The sequence below is a fragment of the Testudinibacter aquarius genome, from assembly GCF_004342725.1.
Lineage (GTDB): Bacteria > Pseudomonadota > Gammaproteobacteria > Enterobacterales > Pasteurellaceae > Chelonobacter > Chelonobacter aquarius.
Genome location: NZ_SMCP01000001.1, coordinates 232026 through 253422 on the forward strand (window position 1 = coordinate 232026; position 21397 = coordinate 253422).

The 21397-nt window shown below is 45.7% G+C and carries 19 protein-coding genes; 11 read left to right on the top strand and 8 right to left on the bottom strand.

Translation table 11 applies throughout. The features are described 5' to 3' along the window. Nucleotide 1 precedes the first annotated feature (1 nt). The 4 genes from nagZ to hinT form a co-directional block, all read right to left on the bottom strand. Nucleotides 2-1039 (bottom strand): beta-N-acetylhexosaminidase, encoded by a 1038-nt coding sequence (gene nagZ / locus EDC16_RS01140; protein WP_132964541.1) that lies wholly within the window; start codon nucleotides 1037-1039, stop codon nucleotides 2-4. Further along, on the bottom strand, nucleotides 1036-1863 hold the full coding sequence (locus EDC16_RS01145) for a phosphotransferase (RefSeq protein ID WP_132964543.1): 828 nt from the start codon (nucleotides 1861-1863) through the stop codon (nucleotides 1036-1038). Before EDC16_RS01145 ends, nagZ begins: the two co-directional genes overlap by 4 nt. Nucleotides 1864-1868: 5 nt before the next feature. Continuing rightward, nucleotides 1869-2231, bottom strand: coding sequence for a YcfL family putative periplasmic lipoprotein (locus tag EDC16_RS01150; protein WP_132964545.1), 363 nt, complete (start codon nucleotides 2229-2231; stop codon nucleotides 1869-1871). Between the two features lie 81 nt (nucleotides 2232-2312). Continuing rightward, nucleotides 2313-2675 (bottom strand): purine nucleoside phosphoramidase, encoded by a 363-nt coding sequence (gene hinT / locus EDC16_RS01155; protein WP_132964547.1) that lies wholly within the window; start codon nucleotides 2673-2675, stop codon nucleotides 2313-2315. 495 nt (nucleotides 2676-3170) lie between these two features. Between hinT and focA the strand changes: the two genes are divergently transcribed. Together focA and pflB are read left to right on the top strand one after the other, a co-directional pair. Continuing rightward, entirely contained in the window at nucleotides 3171-3995 is an 825-nt protein-coding gene (gene focA, locus EDC16_RS01160) for a formate transporter FocA (RefSeq protein WP_416069072.1), read from the top strand. An 84-nt stretch (nucleotides 3996-4079) separates the two neighbouring features. Next, entirely contained in the window at nucleotides 4080-6362 is a 2283-nt protein-coding gene (gene pflB, locus EDC16_RS01165) for a formate C-acetyltransferase (protein WP_132964551.1), read from the top strand. 170 nt (nucleotides 6363-6532) lie between these two features. Here the strand turns inward: pflB and EDC16_RS12915 are convergent, their stop codons facing one another. Both EDC16_RS12915 and EDC16_RS12635 read right to left on the bottom strand, forming a co-directional pair. Then, the gene (locus EDC16_RS12915; protein WP_132964553.1) at nucleotides 6533-6829 is read right to left on the bottom strand and encodes a type II toxin-antitoxin system RelE/ParE family toxin; all 297 of its coding nucleotides are present in this window, start codon (nucleotides 6827-6829) and stop codon (nucleotides 6533-6535) included. Then, on the bottom strand, nucleotides 6810-6977 hold the full coding sequence (locus EDC16_RS12635) for a hypothetical protein (protein WP_157330445.1): 168 nt from the start codon (nucleotides 6975-6977) through the stop codon (nucleotides 6810-6812). Before EDC16_RS12635 ends, EDC16_RS12915 begins: the two co-directional genes overlap by 20 nt. 205 nt (nucleotides 6978-7182) lie before the next feature. On the opposite strand from EDC16_RS12635, the gene pflA reads away from it, so the two are divergent. The 9 genes from pflA to purA all read left to right on the top strand — a co-directional run bounded on the left by pflA (nucleotide 7183) and on the right by purA (nucleotide 18788). Continuing rightward, entirely contained in the window at nucleotides 7183-7923 is a 741-nt protein-coding gene (gene pflA, locus EDC16_RS01175) for a pyruvate formate lyase 1-activating protein (protein ID WP_132964555.1), read from the top strand. Nucleotides 7924-8192: 269 nt separating this feature from the next. Continuing rightward, on the top strand, nucleotides 8193-9611 hold the full coding sequence (locus EDC16_RS12640) for a factor H binding protein domain-containing protein (protein WP_165894177.1): 1419 nt from the start codon (nucleotides 8193-8195) through the stop codon (nucleotides 9609-9611). Nucleotides 9612-9662: 51 nt separating this feature from the next. Beyond that, on the top strand, nucleotides 9663-11111 hold the full coding sequence (locus EDC16_RS01185; RefSeq protein ID WP_132964557.1) for a surface lipoprotein assembly modifier: 1449 nt from the start codon (nucleotides 9663-9665) through the stop codon (nucleotides 11109-11111). Between the two features lie 175 nt (nucleotides 11112-11286). Then, on the top strand, nucleotides 11287-12222 hold the full coding sequence (locus tag EDC16_RS01190) for an aminoimidazole riboside kinase (RefSeq protein ID WP_132964559.1): 936 nt from the start codon (nucleotides 11287-11289) through the stop codon (nucleotides 12220-12222). A 21-nt stretch (nucleotides 12223-12243) separates the two neighbouring features. After that, entirely contained in the window at nucleotides 12244-13698 is a 1455-nt protein-coding gene (locus EDC16_RS01195) for a glycoside hydrolase family 32 protein (protein ID WP_132964561.1), read from the top strand. 94 nt (nucleotides 13699-13792) lie between these two features. Further along, nucleotides 13793-14809, top strand: coding sequence for a substrate-binding domain-containing protein (locus EDC16_RS01200; protein WP_132964563.1), 1017 nt, complete (start codon nucleotides 13793-13795; stop codon nucleotides 14807-14809). A gap of 308 nt (nucleotides 14810-15117) precedes the next feature. Continuing rightward, the gene (gene hflK / locus EDC16_RS01205) at nucleotides 15118-16452 is read left to right on the top strand and encodes an FtsH protease activity modulator HflK (protein ID WP_132964566.1); all 1335 of its coding nucleotides are present in this window, start codon (nucleotides 15118-15120) and stop codon (nucleotides 16450-16452) included. After that, a complete protein-coding gene (gene hflC / locus EDC16_RS01210) occupies nucleotides 16452-17339 on the top strand; it encodes a protease modulator HflC (protein ID WP_132964568.1) in 888 nt (295 codons plus the stop codon). Before hflK ends, hflC begins: the two co-directional genes overlap by 1 nt. Before the next feature lie 153 nt (nucleotides 17340-17492). Then, nucleotides 17493-18788 carry an adenylosuccinate synthase gene (purA, locus tag EDC16_RS01215; protein WP_132964569.1) on the top strand — a complete coding sequence of 432 codons (1296 nt, stop codon included), beginning with the start codon at nucleotides 17493-17495 and terminating at the stop codon, nucleotides 18786-18788. 82 nt (nucleotides 18789-18870) lie between these two features. Here the strand turns inward: purA and EDC16_RS01220 are convergent, their stop codons facing one another. Beyond that, entirely contained in the window at nucleotides 18871-20376 is a 1506-nt protein-coding gene (locus EDC16_RS01220; RefSeq protein ID WP_132964571.1) for a PTS transporter subunit EIIC, read from the bottom strand. Nucleotides 20377-20494: 118 nt separating this feature from the next. Further along, on the bottom strand, nucleotides 20495-21373 hold the full coding sequence (gene nanA / locus EDC16_RS01225) for an N-acetylneuraminate lyase (RefSeq protein WP_132964573.1): 879 nt from the start codon (nucleotides 21371-21373) through the stop codon (nucleotides 20495-20497). Nucleotides 21374-21397 lie beyond the last annotated feature (24 nt).

Here is a 21397-nt window from a genome sequence, read left to right on the forward strand (position 1 = left end):
ATTAGACATGTTTGAATTCAAGCCACTGCAGCTGGAGTCGATCCAAAGTGCGGTTAGCATCAACCCAGCGACTGCTCGCCTGCAATGCATTCCAATCAATCGTTTTTCGCTTGAATAGCTGGTGTAACCGCACTTGGCTCGCCGCTGTTGCTTGATGCTGCAAATTATCCAGCACCTTAATCACGCCCTCACGCTCATTACACAACAGTAACAAATCACAACCGGCTTGCAGCGAAGCTTGACAGCGCTCGACAAAATCCCCCATAAAACCGGCACCTTTCATACCGAGATCATCAGAGAAAATCGCACCGTCAAAAGCTAACTGTTGGCGTAATACTGTTTGCAACCAATACGCCGAACCGCTCGCCGGCTGACTGTCGCATTGGCTGTAAATCACATGCGCCGGCATCACTGCCTGTAATTTTCCGGCATTGATCAAACGAGCAAACGGTTGCACATCTTCGGCAAAAATCGTTTCTTTCGGACGATTATCGATTGGCGTTTCCAGATGAGAATCGGCAATCACATGCCCGTGTCCCGGAAAATGTTTGCCGGTTGCTGCCATTCCGGCTTGCGCCATACCGTCGATAAATGCTTCTGCCAACGCCACCACCGAGTTTACATCTTCGCCAAAACTGCGATCGCCAATCGCTTTGCTTTGATGCCCCAGATCCAGCACCGGCGCAAAGCTCAGATCAATATCCAGCGCTGTCATTTCCGCCGCCATCAGCCAACCGGCCTCTTGTGCCAACTGTCGTTGTTGCTGGGGATCTGTTTCCAGCAAGGCAAAGGACTGCATCGCCGGTAATCGGCTGAAGCCCTCGCGAAAACGCTGCACGCGTCCGCCCTCTTGATCAACCGTAATCAACAGCGGTTTTTTCACCCGTTGCCGCACGGCTTGGATCAAGGCTTGCAATTGTCGGCGATCATGAAAATTACGACTGAACAAAATTAACCCCGCCACCAACGGATGTTGTAGCAATTCCACCTCTTCGGCGGTCAATTCATAAGCCTGTAAATCGATTAATAATGTTGTCATCGCAATGCTCCTGCCTCTGTGTCGAGCGCTGTCGTTTGCTGAACCTTCAGCCACAATTGATTAAGCAATTTTACCCAAGGAAAATAGCTGGCAATCGATTGCGTGAAAGTGCGGTCTTCGCTGATCAAGCTATTGTTTTTCAAATATTGTGCTAAAAAATAGCGCTGCTGTTTTTCTGTTAAGTTATTGCTGGCAAAGAAAAATGCCAGCTCCAACGCCGGATTGGACAAGGCGGCATATTCCCAGTCGATAATACTCAAACCGCTGTTTTGACTGTTCACTAAATTTTGCAAATGTAGATCGTGGTGCGCCACCACTTGAATCTCATTTTCTTGAAATGGCGTGAGTTTATCTAGCATCAGCAGCCAATTGCCTTGCTGCTCCGCAGGCAGTTGCTGCAATAAAAAGAAAATTTGCTGGATCAGATCCAACTGCGGCAACACGCCGAGTTTGCTCCCGTGCAGTACAGAATAATGATGCAAACTTTGCAAACGCTGCGCTAATGCGCTTAACGTTTCATTGTGCCATTTGCCCAACACTCGCCCGCTAATCCATTTCAACACCAAAAAATCCTCGCCTTGATAAAAGACTTTTGGCACGAACGGCAATGCTTGTAAGTTAAACAATATATCACCTTCAAGCTGGCGCATTGAGCCAAGACGTTGCGACGTCTCAGTTTGCAGCCGTAATAAAAACCGCTGCTTACGGGATTTTTTATGCTGTACCGTGACGCAATAACTGTCACCGCTTAAGCCGCCCAAGGGTTTGCAGCTAACCACTTCGCCCTGCCAAAATTCGGCTTGTAAAATATCCGCTAATAACATAACGATTATTCTGCGCCTTTAATATAAATACGATAATTGGTGCTGGTTTGGGTCGGCTTTTGCAACAAAATACGTTCCGCCTGCCCGCCTTGCAGCACTATTTTTGTCCATGGCGGTAATTGCGCCCAGTTGCTGAGCTGGGTCACGCCGTCTTGGTCATACCAAGTGATCTGATATTGCAACGCCAGCAATTGCCGGCTCAAGTTTGTCAGTGTCACTTGTTGGCTACCGGCATTGATGTTGGTTACTGCTGCAACTGCCGAATCAATATTGACAATCGGCTGGCTATCCGCCAAATAGCGCGGTGGTGCGCTAGAACAGGCGACAAGCAGCATGCTGCAAACCAACAAACTTAAAAACCGTTTCATTTTATATCCTTGTATTGAATAAGACCGCACTTTGATTTAATTTGCATTTATTTAGATAACATTTTTATTTAGATAACATTTTTATTTAGATAACATAGCCCCTAATTTTTCCCCGCCCAGCAAATGCATATGTAAATGAAAAACCTCTTGTCCACCATGCTGGTTGCAATTGACAATCAAGCGATAACCGTCTTCGGCAATACCCTGCTGCGCTGCAAGCTTAGCCGCCACCACAAATAAACGCCCCAACGCCTGTTCATCTTCCTCCGACACCGCATTAACCGTCGGAATCAGTTTGTTCGGGATAATCAAAATATGCGTCGGCGCCTGTGGCGAAATATCACGAAAAGCAGTGACCAGCTCGTCCTGATACACAATATCCGCAGCAATTTCGCGCCGGATAATCTTGCTAAAAATCGTCTCTTGTACTTTCTGATCTGCCATCATGTTTCCCCTGTTTTCTACACACAAATTTCAGCAAGAATAATGAAGTTAGCCGTTTTTGGCAAGTTGCTATTGCGTAAAAATCGCAGTATGCTCAGGCAGCATTTATTTGTCTGATAATTGGAAATAATCAATAAAAAGACGATATATTAATGACACTACATTTCCTATTCTATTTCCGAATCGCTAAATCTATCGACAAATAAACCAAATTTGATCTTTTATTGCGCTTCTCGTTAAATTCAAAAACAATATTTTAACCGTTAAATAACATCTTAACCAAGTGTTAACAGGCTAAATTGATCTACATCACATTTTGTGAGATAACATAACACAGCATCTTAAAATGATTTGTTTGTATATCAACAAAAAATTATAATGCTAAAAAAAAATAATAAATCTTAAAAAAATTTTTAGGTTTTAATGCTTAGATTGATTCTCAGGCTGAAGGATAAAGATTTAAACATGAGCACAGATGCCAACAATTCCACTACGATGCTGAATCCGGCACAAATCACGACGGTTGCCGTCAATGCCGGCGCATATAAAGCCCAGAAAAATCAGTTTCTGTCTTTTATGTCGGCCATTCCGGCTGGCGCATTTATTGCGATCGCCTTTGTCTTTTACGCAACCACCCAGACCGGTGCGGCTGATGTGGCTTGGGGCATGAGCAAATTTGTCGGTGGGATTGTGTTCTCATTGGGCATTATTATGGTGATTGTGTGCGGCAACGAGCTATTTACTTCGTCCACCATGACAATTTTAGCGCGCGTGGAAAACAAAATCAGCACCTATCAAATGTTAAAGAACTGGGCAGCTGTGTATAGCGGCAACTTTATCGGCAGCTTGTTTATCGTAGCGTTGGTTTGGTTTGGCGGGCAAACCATGGCAGCCAACGGACAATGGGGCTTGGTGATTTTAAACACTGCCCAGCACAAAATTCATCACACTTGGGTAGAAGCGTTCAGCTTGGGTATTTTTTGTAACATTATGGTGTGTATTGCGGTATGGATGGCGTATGCCGGCAAAACTCTGACCGATAAAACGCTGGCAGCAATTCTGCCGATTTCAATGTTTGTTGCCTCCGGCTTTGAACACTGTGTTGCCAATATGTTCATGATTCCGATGGGTATTTTAACAGCACATTACAGCAGTCCTGAATTTTGGCAAAGCCTTGGTATTAATGCAGCGCAGTATGCCGATTTGGATATGGCACATTTTATTATTAAAAATTTAATCCCGGTAACACTCGGGAATATTGTGGGTGGTGCGGTTTGCATCGCCTTAATGCAGTGGTATTTGAATCGCGAACACCACTGATCATCTGTTTAGGCATATCGGCAGCAAGTGCGGTTCTGGCGATATAATGATTTTAATTTATTGTTAAATAAGGAATGTATCGATATGACACAACTAACTGAACTTCAACAACAAGCTTGGGCTGACTTTAAAGACGGCAATTGGCAGCAAACTGTTGATGTGCGTGATTTTATCCAACTGAACTACACCCCATACGAAGGCGACGAAGCGTTTCTCGCCGGTGCAACGCCTGCCACCGACACTCTGTGGGAAAAAGTCATGGACGGCATCAAAGTGGAAAACAAAACCCACGAGCCGTACGATTTTGACACCTCTATCATCTCAACCATCACTTCCCATGATGCCGGTTATATCCAACAAGACCTGGAAAAGATCGTCGGGTTACAAACCGATGCGCCATTAAAACGTGCAATCATTCCATTCGGCGGCATCAAAATGGTCGAAGGTTCTTGCCAAGTTTACGGCCGCCAATTAGATCCGCAAGTGAAAAAAATCTTCACTGAATACCGTAAAACCCATAACCAGGGCGTATTCGATGTGTATACTCCGGATATCCTGCGCTGCCGTAAATCCGGGGTGTTAACCGGTTTGCCTGATGCCTATGGCCGTGGCCGTATTATCGGTGACTACCGCCGTGTTGCGTTATACGGTATTGATTTCTTAATGGCGGACAAATTCAAACAATTCGGTTCATTACAAGGTCGCTTAGAAAGAGGCGAAGACTTGGAAATGACCATCCAATTGCGTGAAGAAATCGCAGAACAGCACCGTGCTTTAGGTCAAATCAAACAAATGGCGGCCAGCTACGGCTACGACATTTCCGGCCCGGCAACCAATGCGCGCGAAGCGGTGCAGTGGACTTACTTCGGCTATTTAGCGGCGGTAAAATCACAAAACGGTGCGGCAATGTCCTTTGGTCGTGTCTCTTCTTTCTTAGACATCTACATCGAGCGTGACCTGAAAGCCGGCAAAATTACCGAGCAAGAAGCACAAGAGTTGATCGACCACTTAGTGATGAAACTGCGCATGGTGCGTTTCCTGCGTACACCTGAATACGATCAACTGTTCTCCGGCGACCCGATTTGGGCAACCGAATCTTTAGCCGGTATGGGCTTGGACGGTCGTACTTTGGTTACCAAAAACAGCTTCCGTTTCTTGAACACGCTGTACACCATGGGGCCATCCCCGGAACCAAACATGACCATTTTGTGGTCTGAAAAATTGCCGGACGGTTTCAAACGTTATTGCGCCAAAGTGTCAATCGACACCTCTTCCGTGCAATACGAAAACGACGATTTAATGCGTCCGGACTTCAATAGCGATGACTACGCAATTGCCTGCTGCGTCAGCCCAATGATCGTCGGCAAACAAATGCAATTCTTCGGTGCGCGTGCAAACTTGGCGAAAACCATGTTATATGCAATCAATGGTGGTATCGATGAAAAACTGAAAATGCAAGTCGGCCCGAAAACCGACAAAGTTACCAGTGAATACTTGGATTACGATGATGTGATGACCCGTTTAGACAGCTTTATGGACTGGTTGGCAACCCAATATGTCACCTCGCTGAACATCATTCACTACATGCACGATAAATACAGCTATGAAGCCTCATTAATGGCGTTACATGATCGCGATGTTTACCGCACCATGGCTTGCGGTATTGCCGGTCTGTCTGTCGCGGCGGATTCCCTGTCTGCGATTAAATATGCCAAAGTAAAACCGATTCGTGATGAAGACGGTATTGCGGTTGACTTTGAAATCGAAGGTGAATATCCGCAATTCGGTAACAATGACAGCCGAGTGGATGACATCGCTTGTGATTTAGTTGAACGTTTCATGAAGAAAATTCAAAAACTGAAAACCTATCGTAACGCTGTACCAACCCAATCGGTATTGACCATCACCTCCAACGTGGTTTATGGCAAAAAGACCGGTAACACCCCGGACGGTCGTCGTGCCGGTGCGCCATTCGGACCAGGAGCGAACCCAATGCATGGTCGTGACCAAAAAGGTGCGGTTGCTTCCCTGACATCGGTTGCCAAACTGCCATTTGCTTATGCTAAAGACGGGATCTCTTACACCTTCTCTATCGTTCCGAATGCGTTAGGTAAAGATTACGAAGCGCAAAAACGCAACTTGGCTGGCTTAATGGACGGTTACTTCCACCACGAAGCCACCATCGAAGGCGGCCAGCACTTGAACGTCAACGTGATGAACCGTGAAATGTTGTTAGACGCCATGGAAAATCCGGAAAAATATCCGCAATTGACTATCCGTGTTTCCGGCTATGCGGTACGTTTCAACTCACTGACCAAAGAGCAACAAAAAGACGTGATTACTCGTACCTTTACTCAAGCGATGTAATACGAATTTTATCCTGCGTACAAGCCCTGCCATTTGGTGGGGCTTTTTGCTGGCTTTTATAGAATACCAGTAACGTTTATTGGTGTTTCATCTTAGAAGTACACAGTCCAACTTTTTGGGGTCAGATCAAATGACAGGGTTTCTTAACTTTTGAAGTTTATAAGTAAAATTTATGGATAAAGCCGAGAACAGTGAATTATCGTAATAATCCTAATAACACTTTCCTCAATTCGATAAACTATACGATATCCACCGAGATATATTTCACGAGTTCCTTCTATAACACCCTGAGAACCACGTTCAGGAAACATATTAAGATTATCTATCCCGCTACGAATCCGGTTAATAACGTTGTCTGCGGTGGTCAAATTTAATGTAAATTCGTAGATTCCTAATGCAATATTTTCAAGATTCTGTTTTGCTCTCGCAGAATAACTAATCGTGTACTCAGGCGACATTTTGTTCATATTTTAATACTGCATTGTATAAAACATCTTTCACCCCGCGATAAACCTCTTCACTGGAAAATTCTTTTCCTTCGGTAAAATCCTTATCACCTAAAGCGGCTTCTTTTTTTAGATATTCCAAATATTCTGGTGTCAATTGTTGTTCCATTGTGCTTCTCCCACCATAAGTATTAACAATATTTGCATAATGCCTCCTTTCACCAAGGCAGTCAAGTATCACCTCTGCTTGAAAAGTTGACTGAGTCTAATATCTACCAAAATAGACTTAACCTGGCTCTATTACGACTTTCTATCGCAAAGTGCACTTGTTTCAGGTAAAATTGACCGCACTTTTACTCTCTTTTGGAATGGCTATGACGATTAAAGCACGCATTCACTCTTTTGAATCCTGTGGCACGGTGGACGGGCCGGGAATCCGTTTTATTCTGTTTTTACAAGGCTGTTTAATGCGTTGTCAATATTGCCACAACCGTGACACTTGGGATTTGGACGGTGGCAAGGAGATCACCGTTGAAGAACTGATGAAAGAAGTGGTCACTTACCGCCATTTTATGAATGCATCCGGCGGTGGCGTAACTGCGTCCGGCGGCGAAGCGATTTTGCAGGCGGAATTTGTGCGTGACTGGTTTCGTGCCTGTAAAGAACAAGGCATTCACACCTGCCTAGACACCAACGGCTTTGTACGGCGTTATGACGAAGTGATTGACGAATTACTCGATGTCACGGATTTGGTGCTGCTGGATTTGAAACAACTGGATGATAAAATTCACCAAAATTTGATCGGCGTGCCGAATAAACGTACGCTGGAATTCGCCCGTTATCTGCAAAAGCGTAATCAACGCACCTGGATTCGTTATGTGGTGGTGCCGGGCTACACTGACGACGATCACTCCGTCACCCTGCTCGGCGAATTTATCAAAGACATGCACAATATCGAAAAAATCGAACTGCTGCCGTATCACCGCTTGGGACAACACAAATGGGAAGCGATGGGCGAAAAATACGAATTGGAAGACGTATTGCCGCCAAGCAAAGAAAAAATGGATCATATCCAGGCGATTCTGTCGCGTTATCACAACAACGTGATTTATTAACTCCACACAATCTCCGACTTTCAACGCGCTATCCGCCCTCTTGCCGATAGCGCGTTTTTATTTTTTCTTTGCCCCTCTTGTTTTGAAATTTTACTCCATTTTTAAAATAAACGTGATAAAGATCAAAATTTTCGTATAAAAATCGCTAAAGCCTTGTTTTTTTTTTTTTTTTTTTAAACTAAGAAAGTTTAATGATTTTTTCGTCAATTTGGAGCGAAAAGCGCATTAATACTTCATTTTTATCTCATAAATAACCAACAAGGAATGCAATGATGAAACCGACAATCAAAACAACCGCACTTGCCATTTTAATCTCCCTCGGAGCCATTGCCTGTGGTTCATCAGGTGGAGGGGGTTCAACACCAAACAACACAAATACCGCCACAACAACTACACCAGCAACCGATAACACAACCACTGATGCGGCAAAAAAAGCGGAAGAAACTCGCAAAGCCGAAGAAACTCGCAAAGCCGAAGAAACTCGCAAAGCCGAAGAAGCTCGCAAAGCCGAAGAAGCTCGTTTAGCTGAAGAGGCTCGTTTAGCTGAAGAAGCCCGTTTAGCTGAAGAAGCTCGTTTAGCTGAAGAAGCTCGTTTAGCTGAAGAAGCTCGTTTAGCTGAAGAAGCTCGTTTAGCTGAAGAAGCTCGCAAAGCTGAAGAAGCTCGCAAAGCTGAAGAAGCTCGCAAAGCTGAAGAAGCTGAAGAAGCTCGTAAAGCCGAAGAAGCCCGTAAAGCCGAAGAAGCTCGTAAAGCCGAAGAAGCTCGTTTAGCTGAAGAGGCTCGTTTAGCTGAAGAGGCTCGTTTAGCTGAAGAGGCTCGTTTAGCTGAAGAGGCTCGTTTAGCTGAAGAAGCCCGTTTAGCTGAAGAAGCCCGTTTAGCTGAAGAAGCTCGTTTAGTTGAAGAAGCCCGTTTAGCTGAAGAAGCCCGTTTAGCTGAAGAAGCTCGTTTAGCTGAAGAAGCTCGCAAAGCCGAAGAAGCTCGTAAAGCTGAAGAAGCCCGCCAGCGTGAACTGGAAAAAACACCATTGGCAGCCTATGCAGTTGTGCAAGAAGTTAATCAAAATGAAAAACTGGTCAATGATCTACAAAAAGCCGTTAATCTTAATCAATATATTCCTGCCCAAGGGAAAGGTAGCGGATACGACAACTCTGACGTGAACCAAAATATATCTATCAATGGAAAAGAAGCACCAATCGCTGCATCTTATACCATTTATTACAATGATCTAGAAGATTCAGGTATTGCGGTAGTTCATGCCAGCGGAAGAAGCGACGGAGAATATAACAGCAATAGTTGGCTATATATGTATTCTGGGCGCGCAACTAATGCGAAAGAGTTGGAAAATTTAAGCGGTGAAGCCAACTATCAGGGAAAGGCTTATATTTATAGCGTCGCTTCTAAAATGAATATAACTGCCAATTTCGATAACAAAACAATTTCCGGTAACATTATTTCTGCGGATAATGCAACCTATGTTATCAATTTAGAACAAAGTAATATTACTGATACTGACGGTTATTTATCATTTAACGGAACAGCCAAAGGACAAGCCTATGATACTTCACTAGAAGGAAGTTATGATGGCAAATTTATGGGATTACACGCACAAGAAATCGCTGGCAAAGTCAGTTTAAAGGGCAGTGGTTACGATGGCAAACTTCAAGCCGTATTTAACGGTACGAAGCAATAATATCTCCTTCCACCACTAGGCGCACCTGCGCCTCTTTTTTTAAGAAAAAGCATGAAAAGATCTCTTTTAGTAACAAGCCTAACCGCACTTTATGCAGCAAGTGCGATTGCCGAAACCGCCGTCAGCGTGAATCAAGCAACAACCCCCGACAGTATTCAAAATATCGCCCTGCCGACTACGCCATTGAAAACCGTGGACGATTCAACACCAAGTGCGGTACAGCCCTTACAAGTTAGCCGTGCGCAGTTGTTGGCAAATCCGCAATTAACCCAAGATTGGTTAAATTTAGCACTGCAACAACGCAATGTGGAATTAATCAATGAATTGTTGCCGATTTACCGCACTTTTGCGCAACATGATCCTATTCTCGTTCGTTTTGCCGAAGCTACGTTAGCACAACTGGCGCAAGATTATCCGCTGGCGATTAGCCGTTTTCGTGAGATTCTCGCGGTCAATCCGGATCTCAATCCGGTGCGGATTGAATTGGCAAAAAGCCTGTTTCACGATCGCCAAGACAATGCGGCGCACGATCAGTTTGAAAAAGCCAAAAGTGCGGTCGGCGTGCCTGCGCCGGTGGTGAGGCTGATTGATGCCTATCTCGATACCTTGCAACAACGTAGTGGCTGGCAAAGCAGTTTCAGTGCTTATTACTTGCGTGACAGCAATGTTAATAACACCGCCGCTACTCGAGAAATCGAGAACACTGGTTTTGTCAAAGGCGACAACATGTTGCCGCAGTCTGCACACGGCATTGCCTACTCGTTCAGTCTAGAGCGTGATTTCAACCTGACTGGCGCACACTATTTGCATGTCGGCACAGAGCTATTCGGCAAGAATTTTTGGGATAACCATGACTACGATGATATTTATAACCGCACTTATCTCGGTTATACCCACAAAAGTGCGGTGCAAAGTGTGTCTATTTTGCCATTTTATGAAAAACGTTGGTACGGCAACCAGTCGTATAAATGGGCGAACGGCGTGCGCGGCGAATATCGTCGCTGGCTGAACGCCAATTGGCAGATTTCAACCGCACTGGAACACGCCGAACAGCGCTATTACGACAGCCAAAATCTCAATGGACATACGCAACTGGCTTCCGCCACCCTGCTGTGGCTGCGCAGCCCACGCCAATTTTTCTATTTTGGTGGCGATTATAACCGTGAAAAAACACGCTTGTTGCAATACAGCAACAACACCCGCACCCTGCGGCTCGGTTGGGGGCAAGAGTGGCAAGGGGGCGTTTCCTCACGTTTGGGCTTTTCTTATGCCCAGCGCAACTACAAAGATCAAGCCAAATTGGGCGAGATGATTCCGCTCGGTAAAGTGCGCAATGATAAGATTTACAGCGTCAATTTAACCCTGTGGAAACGCGATTGGCACATTTGGGGCATCACGCCGAAACTGCATTTCAACTGGAAAAAACAAGACAGCAACCTGCCGTCGATGTATTCCTATACACAGAAGAATGTCAATCTGATTTTTGAAAAGACGTTTTAATTGAAGCAGCACAAGTGCGGTTATCACCAACTTAACCGCATTTTTTAGATCCAGATCACATTTCCCGACCCTATTCTCAAGAAAAACCGCACTTTGATTGCCAGACTAAACCGTTTTAGCTAAAATTTTGAGCATGGTATTTTCTTGCGTAACAATAGAAATAAAGGTGGTTGGCATGAAACAAAAAGTTTGGGTATTAGGCGATGCTGTTGTGGATTTGATTCCTGACGGTGAACAACATTATTTAAAAGCCGCTGGTGGCGCCCCTGCGAATGTTGCTGTTGCCATTGCTCGTTTGGGCGGCAGAACCGCATTTATCGGACGTGTCGGTCAAGATCCGCTCGGGATTTTTATGAAAAACGTGTTAAATCAAGAAAATGTAAACACCGATTTCATGTTGCTTGACCCACAAAACCGCACTTCGACCGTGGTGGTCGATCTTGATGACGACGGCGAGCGCAGTTTCACTTTTATGGTCAATCCTAGTGCCGATCAGTTTCTGCAAACTGATGACCTGCCGCAATTCAATCGTGGCGAGTGGCTGCATTGCTGCTCGATTGCGCTGTTGAACAATCCTTCACAACAAGCAACCTTGACCGCCATGCAGCAAATCAAGCAGATCGGCGGCATGGTGTCGTTCGACCCAAATTTGCGCGAATCGCTGTGGCAAAACCAAGACATTATGCGTATGACTGTGATGCAGGCGGTCGAATTGGCGGATGTATTAAAATTCTCGGAAGAAGAGCTGACCCTGCTCACCGAAACTGATACCTTAGAGCAAGCCTTAAAAACCATCACCGACTACTACCCGCAAAAATTGATTATCGTCACCATGGGCAAAAAAGGCGCTTTGGTACATCTGAACGGCGAACAGCAACTAATCAGTGGCAAAGCGGTGCAAGCCGTAGACACCACCGGTGCCGGTGATGCCTTTGTCGGTGGACTGCTTGCCGGGTTATCACAAACCGCAAACTGGCAAGCGTGGGAAAATCTGGTGCCGATTATCCACCAAGCCAATGCCTGCGGCGCACTGGCAACCACCGCCAAAGGCGCAATGGCGGCGCTGCCGAATCAACAACAATTAGCAGATTATTTGGCGCAGTCCGCTTAGTTAACAAAACGGGGGAATCCAATGTTGATCTTCAATCAGGGAAAATACAAAAGTCTGCTTGCCGCCAAAGCGGGTGAACTCGATGCGGTGGCGGCGCAGGTTGCGACGGATCAGGATTTCCGTCCTGATTACCATTTGGTCGCACCGTTCGGCTTAATCAATGATCCAAACGGGTTGGTATTCGACGGTGAAAAATACCATATTTTCTACCAATGGTATCCCTACGGCGCCATGCACGGCATGAAACACTGGTTGCATTATACCACGCCGGATTTCCAACAGTTTACCCTCGCCGATACCTTAATTCCGACGGAAATGTTTGAATCACACGGTTGTTACTCCGGCGGCGCCCTGCCATTGGGCGATTGTATTGCGGCGTTTTACACCGGCAATACCCGTCGCAGCAGCGATAACACTCGAATTCCGTATCAAAATATCGCCGTGTTCAGCAACGACGGTAAGCTGTTGGATAAATATCCCCTCGTCACCTGCTCCCCCGCCGGTTACAGTGAACATGTGCGCGATCCGAAGCCGTATTTCACACAAGACGGCAAAGTGCGGTTTATTTGCGGTGCGCAACGCGACAATTTGAGTGGTACAGCAATTGTGTTTGAAATGGAAAACATCAACACCCCGCCACAACTGCTGGGCGAACTACAGTTATCCGATTTCGACAATCAGGATATTTTTATGTGGGAATGTCCCGATTTGCTAAAAATCGGCAACAAAGATCTGTTTATCTGGTCGCCGCAAGGTAAAAAACGGGAAACGCAGCAATTTCAAAACAACTATCACTCCACTTATGTAGTCGGTAAGTTGAACGATTTACAATTTGAAGTGGAACAATTTGGTGAACTGGATTACGGCTTCGATTTTTATGCACCACAAACCTTTGCCGGCCTGGACAACAGCGAAAGTGCAGTGATGATTGGCTGGATCGGGCTGCCGGATCTACAATATCCGAGCGACGAATATGCTTGGCATTCCGCTTTGACCATGCCGCGCCGTTTAAGCTTGAAAAATAACCGAATTTATCAAACGCCGCTCGCACAGTATTACCCGCAAAATCTGACCGCACTTTCGTTGCAACACACGACGACGCTGGCGGATTTGGATCGCCGTTATCTGAAATTTAATCCACACAATGCTGATTTCAGCCTACGACTGTTTGATAATCCACAAGGACAACATTTAACCATAAGCTATGAAAACGGCGAGTTCTGTCTTGATCGCAGCGCCAGTGAGCAAACCGAAAGTATGTTGAGCTTGGGCGAACAGCGTTACTGTGTCATTGCAGATTTACAACAGGTAGAGATTTTTATTGATCGCTCAGTGATTGAAATATTCTTAAACGATGGTGAAAAAGCCCTAACATCGCGCTTTTTTATTAAAAATCGACAAAATATGTTACAAAGTTCATGCCGATTGGAAATTGAAAGTGCGGTGTTAGCGCCGATTGAATATCGCACTGAATAAACTGCGTAAGGGCATACGCCCAAACTGCGCTTTTATAACCTTGGGCAGATTCAATCTGCCCCTACAAAACCGTATCTTATTCCAATAATTAACCATGATCGCTAAAACAAAACGTTGTACGCTAAATGATATTGCCGAGCTGAGCGGCGTCTCCAAAACCACCGTTAGTATGGTCTTAAACGGACGCGCCGATGAGTTTCGGATTAAAGAGGAAACACGGCAAAAGATTCTACAAATTGCGGAGAAAAACCACTATCGTGCCAACATCTATGCCAAAGCGCTGCAAGCGCAACGCACCAATACTATCGGCTTGGTGATTCCCGATTTTTCGAATTTTGGCTTTGCACAAACCAGTCAGATGTTAGAACGTTTGTGTCGTAACCACGGTTTACAGTTGCTTATTAGTTGCTCCGATGAAGAACCGCACTTAGAAGCGAAAGCAATTGAAAACCTGCTGGAACGTCAAATTGATATTTTGATCACCACCCCGGTTTGTCAAAAACGTAAGCACTACCCCTATTTGAACACCATTCCAACAATTCAACTGGATCGCTTTATTGCCGATGCACCACAAATCCCCTATATCATCACGGATGATAAAAGTGCGGTTGCCGCCATGGTGGCGCAAATGATCAATAAATACCAGCTCAAAGAGTTTTATTACCTTGGCGGACTGCTGCAACTCACCCCGAGTGAAGCCCGTTTGCAAGGCTTCAAGTGCGGTCTGCAACAGGCAGGGTTAGCCCTGCAAAACGACTGGATCAGCCATCGGGATTACCACTCCGAATCGGGCTATATCATGATGCAGCAGTTATTACAGCGCTTAGGGCGCTTGCCGCAGGCAATTTTTGTTGCTTCCTACGGTTTGCTGGTCGGCGTACTCCGTTTTTTAAACGAGCATCAACTGTTGGATCAACTCAGCTCACAACAGCTGCACCTGGCAACCTTTGATGATTATGAATTATTAAACTGCTTGCCGTTTAAAATTCACTCTATTCGCCAAGATCATGAAAAAATCGCCAATGCGCTCTTTCAAGCCATTCTCAGTCTGCTCGAGCAGAAACCGATCGCCAACCAAATTATTCCCGCCCATCTGTGCTGGCGCGACTGAACCGCACTTTTCAACAGTGCCAAAACCATTCGACCGAATACGCTAAACCAAGCTTAGTCATCAAGCTGCGCTCAGCTAAAATCACGGAAAAAGGCTGGTAATCCAGAGGTTAAATAGATACAATCAAAGCTGTTTGGTTAGCAGTTTGTTAAAATTGCGACTGTGCCGAACAACGCTTAATTAATGCGGTAGTTAATACCTTTATATTCTATTTATAACAAAATCCAGTGACAAATAAGCTTTTACAAGCGTGTTGCCGCACCGCTTGCTTTACGGTTTGATGTTAGCTGGACGGAGATATTGATACTATGTCGTGGAATGGTTCTGATAACAACCATAATTCGGAGCAAGACCCTTGGGGTAAACCAGGGCAATCAGGCTCAAAAAAACCTGAGCAAGATCAAGGCTGGCAAAACAATCCTGATTCCGGCACACCTGAACCGGACAAACAACAAAGCCAGCAGCGCAATAAACAACAAGGACCGCCTGATTTAGAAGAACTATTTGGTAATTTATTGAAAAAAATGGGTGGCGGCAATGGGCGCAAATCCGGCAATAACGGCACACCATTTAACGGGCTAAGCAAATTATTACCGATCGCCGCAGTAATTGGCACTATTGTTTGGGGGGTCAGTGGTTTTTATACCATCAAAGAGGCGGAACGCGGTGTAGTATTGCGTTTCGGCGAATTCAACTCGATTGTGCAGCCCGGCTTGAACTGGAAGCCGACGTTTATCGATCAAGTCGTGCCGGTCAATGTCGAGCGAATCAGTGAACTGAAAACCCAAGGCAGCATGCTGACCCAAGATGAAAATATGGTTGTGGTGGAAATGACGGTACAATATCGGGTCAATAATCCGGAAAAATACCTGTTCAGTGTTACCAATGCCAACAACAGTTTGTCACAAGCCACCGACAGTGCGCTGCGCTATGTGATCGGTCACATGAGCATGGATGACATCTTAACCACCGGTCGTTCTGTGGTGCGTGAAGACACTTGGCGTTATTTGGAAAACATCATCAAGCCTTATGATATGGGCTTAGAGGTGATCGACGTCAACTTCCAGTCCGCACGTCCGCCGGAGCAAGTCAAAGACGCATTTGACGATGCGATCAAAGCACAAGAAGACGAACAGCGTTTTATCCGTCAGGCAGAAGCCTATGCCCGTGAAGCCGAACCGATTGCGCGCGGGGACGCACAACGGATTATCGAACAAGCAACCGCCTACAAAGAACAGGTTGTATTGGACGCACAAGGGGAAGTGGAACGCTTCCAGCAATTGCTGCCGGAATACAAAGCCTCACCGGATTTGTTGAAAGAGCGGTTATATATTCAAGCCATGGAAAATATTATGGCTGAAACCCCGAAAATGATGTTGGATTCTAACAACGGCAGCAACCTGACCGTGTTACCGTTAGAACAAATGCTAAATCAAAAGAAAGCCGCTGAAAGTGCGGTCGAGAAAACTGATGCACCACAAGCAAAAGGGGCGAATAGCAATACCACGTTGGGTAACGCAGCAAACCGAGCAGCCGCTCTCACACCTGCACCGACGACCTCAAGCAGCAATGACAACAGCTATAACGGTTCACAACAACAAGAACGCAACCAAAACAGCACTCGTCAAGGGAGATTTGAATAATGCGTAAGTTTTTAGTTCCTGTCATTATTCTGGTGGCAGCGATTGTATATTCCAGCGTGGTAGTGATTAACGAAGGCTCGCGCGGTATCATGTTGCGTTTCAGCAAAGTCTTGCGTGACAGCGACAACAAAGTCTCAATCTATGCACCAGGCATTCATTTTAAAATTCCGTTTATTGATAATGTGAAAATTTTAGATGCCAGAATCCAAACCTTAGACGGACAAGCTGATCGCTTCGTCACGGTGGAGAAAAAAGACTTGCTGGTGGATTCTTATGTGAAATGGCGGATCAGCGATTTTGGTCGTTTTTATACCAGTACCGGCGGTGGCGATTACACCTATGCCGACAACTTACTGCGTCGTAAAGTCAATGACCGCTTGCGTTCCGAAATCGGTTCAAGAACCATTAAAGACATTGTTTCCGGCACGCGTGGCGAGTTGATGACCGGTGCATTAAACGCGTTGAACACCGGTGCCGACAGCTCGTCGGATTTAGGTATTCAGGTAGTTGACGTGCGGGTTAAACAAATCAACCTGCCACAAGAGGTTTCTTCTTCGATTTACCAACGGATGCGTGCCGAACGGGACGCCGTTGCGCGGGAACATCGTTCACAGGGTCGCGAAAAATCAGCGTTTATCCAAGCTGATGTCGATCGCAAAGTCACGGTAATCTTGGCAACCGCCAGCAAAACCGCCCAAGAGCTACGCGGTAGCGGCGATGCCACCGCAGCCAAAGTGTATGCTGATGCGTTTCGCAATGAACCGGAATTTTTCAGCTTTGTACGTAGCTTGAAAGCCTACGAAAAAAGCTTCAAAAATTCAGGTAATATGATGATTCTCAAACCGGGCAGCGATTTCTTCCGTTATATGCAAACACCGGAAAATTAATAACGAAAGCCAGCGGGCGGACTCACTATCCGCCCGCAATGTTTCCAAAGCCCTATAACACCGCACTTTGATTGTGGATTGTAGTGAGGCTTGGAAAAGAGTAAAGTAAACTGTTGCGAATATCCATCTTCAAATCTTAAAAGGTAAACTATTATGGGGAAAAGTGTTGTTATCCTTGGCGCTCAATGGGGCGATGAAGGAAAAGGCAAAATCGTTGATTTATTGACGGATCGGGTAAAATATGTGGTGCGTTATCAAGGCGGTCACAATGCCGGTCACACCTTGATTATCAACGGAGAAAAAACGGTGTTACGTTTGATTCCGTCGGGTATTTTACGCGATAACGTCACTTGTTTGATTGGCAACGGCGTAGTGCTTTCCCCTGCGGCCTTGATGCAAGAGATGGGTGAATTGGAAAGCCGTGGCGTCAATGTGCGTGAACGTTTGCTGATTTCCGAAGCGTGTCCGCTGATTCTGCCTTACCACGTTGCCATGGATCATGCGCGTGAAGCGGCGTTGGGCAAAAAAGCCATCGGCACCACCGGACGCGGCATCGGACCGGCTTATGAAGACAAAGTAGCACGTCGTGGCTTGCGGGTCGGTGATCTATTCAATCGTGAAGCCTTTGCCGAGAAACTGAAAAATATTCTGGAATACTACAACTTCCAATTGGTGAATTATTATAAGGTTGACGCCGTTGATTACGATAAAACCTTAGCCGAGATTTTTGCAGTTGCCGATATTATCACTGCGATGGTTGCCGACATTCCGACCATTTTAGATAAAGCCCGCTTAAACGGCGACAATATCTTGTTCGAAGGTGCACAAGGCACCATGCTGGACATCGACCACGGCACCTATCCATATGTCACCAGCTCCAACACGACTGCTGGCGGCGTTGCCACCGGTGCCGGTTATGGGCCGCGTCATTTGGATTATGTATTGGGCATCATCAAAGCTTACTGTACCCGTGTCGGTGGCGGCCCATTCACTACTGAATTATTTGATGAAATCGGTGCGGAAATTGCTAAAAAAGGCAATGAGTTTGGCGCAGTTACCGGTCGCCCGCGTCGTTGCGGTTGGTTCGATGCGGTTGCGGTGCGCCGTGCGATTCAACTCAACTCGATTTCCGGTTTCTGCATGACTAAACTGGATGTGTTGGACGGTTTTGATGAACTGAAAATTTGTGTAGCCTACAAAATGCCGGACGGCTCAATTGTCGAATATGCCCCGACAGCAGCTGAAAACTGGGAAAATGTCGAGCCAATCTACGAAACCTTACCGGGTTGGTCAGAAAACACTTTCGGTGTCACCGATGTCAACCAGCTGCCGCAAACTGCACGCGATTATATCAAACGCATTGAAGAAGTGACCGGCGTACCGGTTGATATTCTTTCCACCGGTCCGGATCGCGTTGAAACCATGATCCTGCGCGATCCATTTGCTTAACCTGATTTCATATTGAGAAAAACCTTGTGTTTTCAAGCACAAGGTTTTTTTATGATCGCAGACTAGAGTATGTTTTGGAAACTTAATCTTCCAACCCTAAGATCTGATTGACTTCGCTTTTATACAATACCGCTTTGGCGCCAAAAATCGCTTGAATACCGCCGCCGACTTCCAATACATCAATCGCGCCAATTTTTTTCAGGGTTGATTTATCGACTTTTTTCACATCTTTCAATGCCACGCGTAAACGGGTGATGCAAGCATCGACATGTTCGATATTCTCTTTTTCACCAAGGGCGGTAATGATTTTCACGGCGTTGGTATGCAGATTACTATTGGCAGAAACCGCACTTTGGTTCTCTTCCGTTTGGCTGTCGTCATCACGCCCCGGTGTCATCACGTTAAATTTCATAATCAAGAAACGGAACGTGAAATAGTACAACATCGCCCAAGGCACACCGACTAACACCACTCGGATCCAGTTGGTTTTGGCATCACCTTGCAAAATACCAAACAGTAAGAAGTCGATAAAACCGCCGGAGAAAGTATTACCAATCGAAATATTGAGAATATCGGCAATATAGAATGATACGCCGTCAAAGAAAGCGTGGATCACATAGAGCCAAGGTGCGACGAATAAGAACATAAATTCAATCGGTTCAGTGATACCGGTCAAAAATGAGGTTAAAGCAACACCTAAGAATAACCCGCCGAATAGTTTACGTCGGGCTTTCGGTACACAGTGATACATGGCCAGACAAGCCGCCGGCAAACCAAACATCATAGTATCAAAACGTCCGGCAAAGAAGCGTGTTCCCTCAGTAAACAAGCCCTGATGATTCGGATCGGCCAATTGAGCGAAGAAGATTTTTTGCGCGCCGGCAACCGCACTTCCTGCCACTTGCTCCACACCACCCAGTTCAGTGTACCAAAACAGCGGATAGATCATATGGTGCAAGCCGATTGCACCGGACAAGCGCATTAAGAAACCGTAGAAGAAGGTGCCGATGGCGCCCATCTTGGCAATACTTTCTCCGGCACTGACCAACCAGCCTTGAAATGTCGGCCAAACTAAAAAGAAGAATAATCCGACAAAAATCGCAACAAAAGCCGTCACGATCGGTACGAAGCGCGAGCCACCAAAGAAGCCGAGCATTTGTGGCAATTGAATATTATGGTAGCGGTTGTGTAGCCAAACTACCGCCAATCCCATCAATAATGCCCCGATCACGCCGGTATCAATACCCGTGGCATCCGGCGTGAAAATTTTCAGCAACGCACTGATTGTTCCAACCATAATCAGATAGCCGACCACCGCTGCCAGCGCCGCCGTGCCTTTATCACGGTTAGCCAATCCAATTGCCAATCCGATACATAACAACAGTGCTAAATTGGCAAATACTACCGTACCTGCCGCTGCCATCACCTGAAAAATGCTTTGCAGCAACGCATTATCCAGAACCGGGTAAGCTAATATGGTGGTTTGATTGGAGAGTGCACCACCAATCCCCAACAACAGACCGGCAGCAGGCAAAATCGCAATCGGCAGCATAAAGGCTTTGCCGATCTTTTGTAGTGTTTTAAACATAGCAACTCCTAAGGTTTAAAAAAGGTTCAAGTAAAAAACAAAAAGATGAACCGCACTGGGTTCATCTTTTCCTATCCAATATTCAGCAACCTCTATTGGGCTGAATAAAAGTACGGTATTAAAGATATTTCGCTTTCAACTCTTTTGCAACGGCAATTTGTGCTTCAGTTAATTCTTTGGTCATCGGCTCGCGGCAATAACCTGCATCCACCCCTTCAAGTTTCAACAACTCTTTGATGGTCAAATATAAACCGTTGCCTAAAATTCCTTCGATCAAATCGTTAGTAACATGTTGGATTTCCAATGCTTCCTGAATTTGTCCGGCTTGCGCTTTTTCATAAATTTGACGTGCGCGAATACCGTTGACGTTGAAGGTACTGCCGATTGCGCCGTCGATGCCCAATACCGCCGCCGGCAACATCATTTCGTCGAAGCCCGCCCAGATCAAGTGGTTCGGATAAGCTTTTTTCAAGCGTTCCAACAGATAGAAATCGCCTGCGGTGAATTTCACGCCAATGATTTTCTCATTTTCATACAGTTCACCGAATTGCGCCACACCGATGTTTACCCCGGTCAAGAACGGAATTGAATACACAATCATACGGTTGCCGGTGGCTTCAATGATGGTGTTATAGAAGTGTTTGATTTCCGGGAAGCTGAATTTGTAGTAGAACGGTGTCACCGCAGACAAACAGTCATAACCTAATTCGGTGGCGTATTGACCCAATTCCACAGCTTCTTTCAAGTTCACACTGCCCACTTGAGCGATCAGTGCAATTTGATCTTTGGCTTCGTCTTTGGCAATGCGGAAAATCTCTTTTTTCTCGTCGGTTGAGAGCATAAAATTCTCACCGGTGCTGCCACCAACATATAGCCCGTCCACTTTCATTTTATCAATATTGTGACGAACGATTTGGCGCAAGCCTTTTTCATTAATTGTGCCGTCCGCATTGAAAGACACCAATAATGCACTAAAAATACCTTTTAAACTTTTCATGAAATCTCCTGAAGGATTAATAAA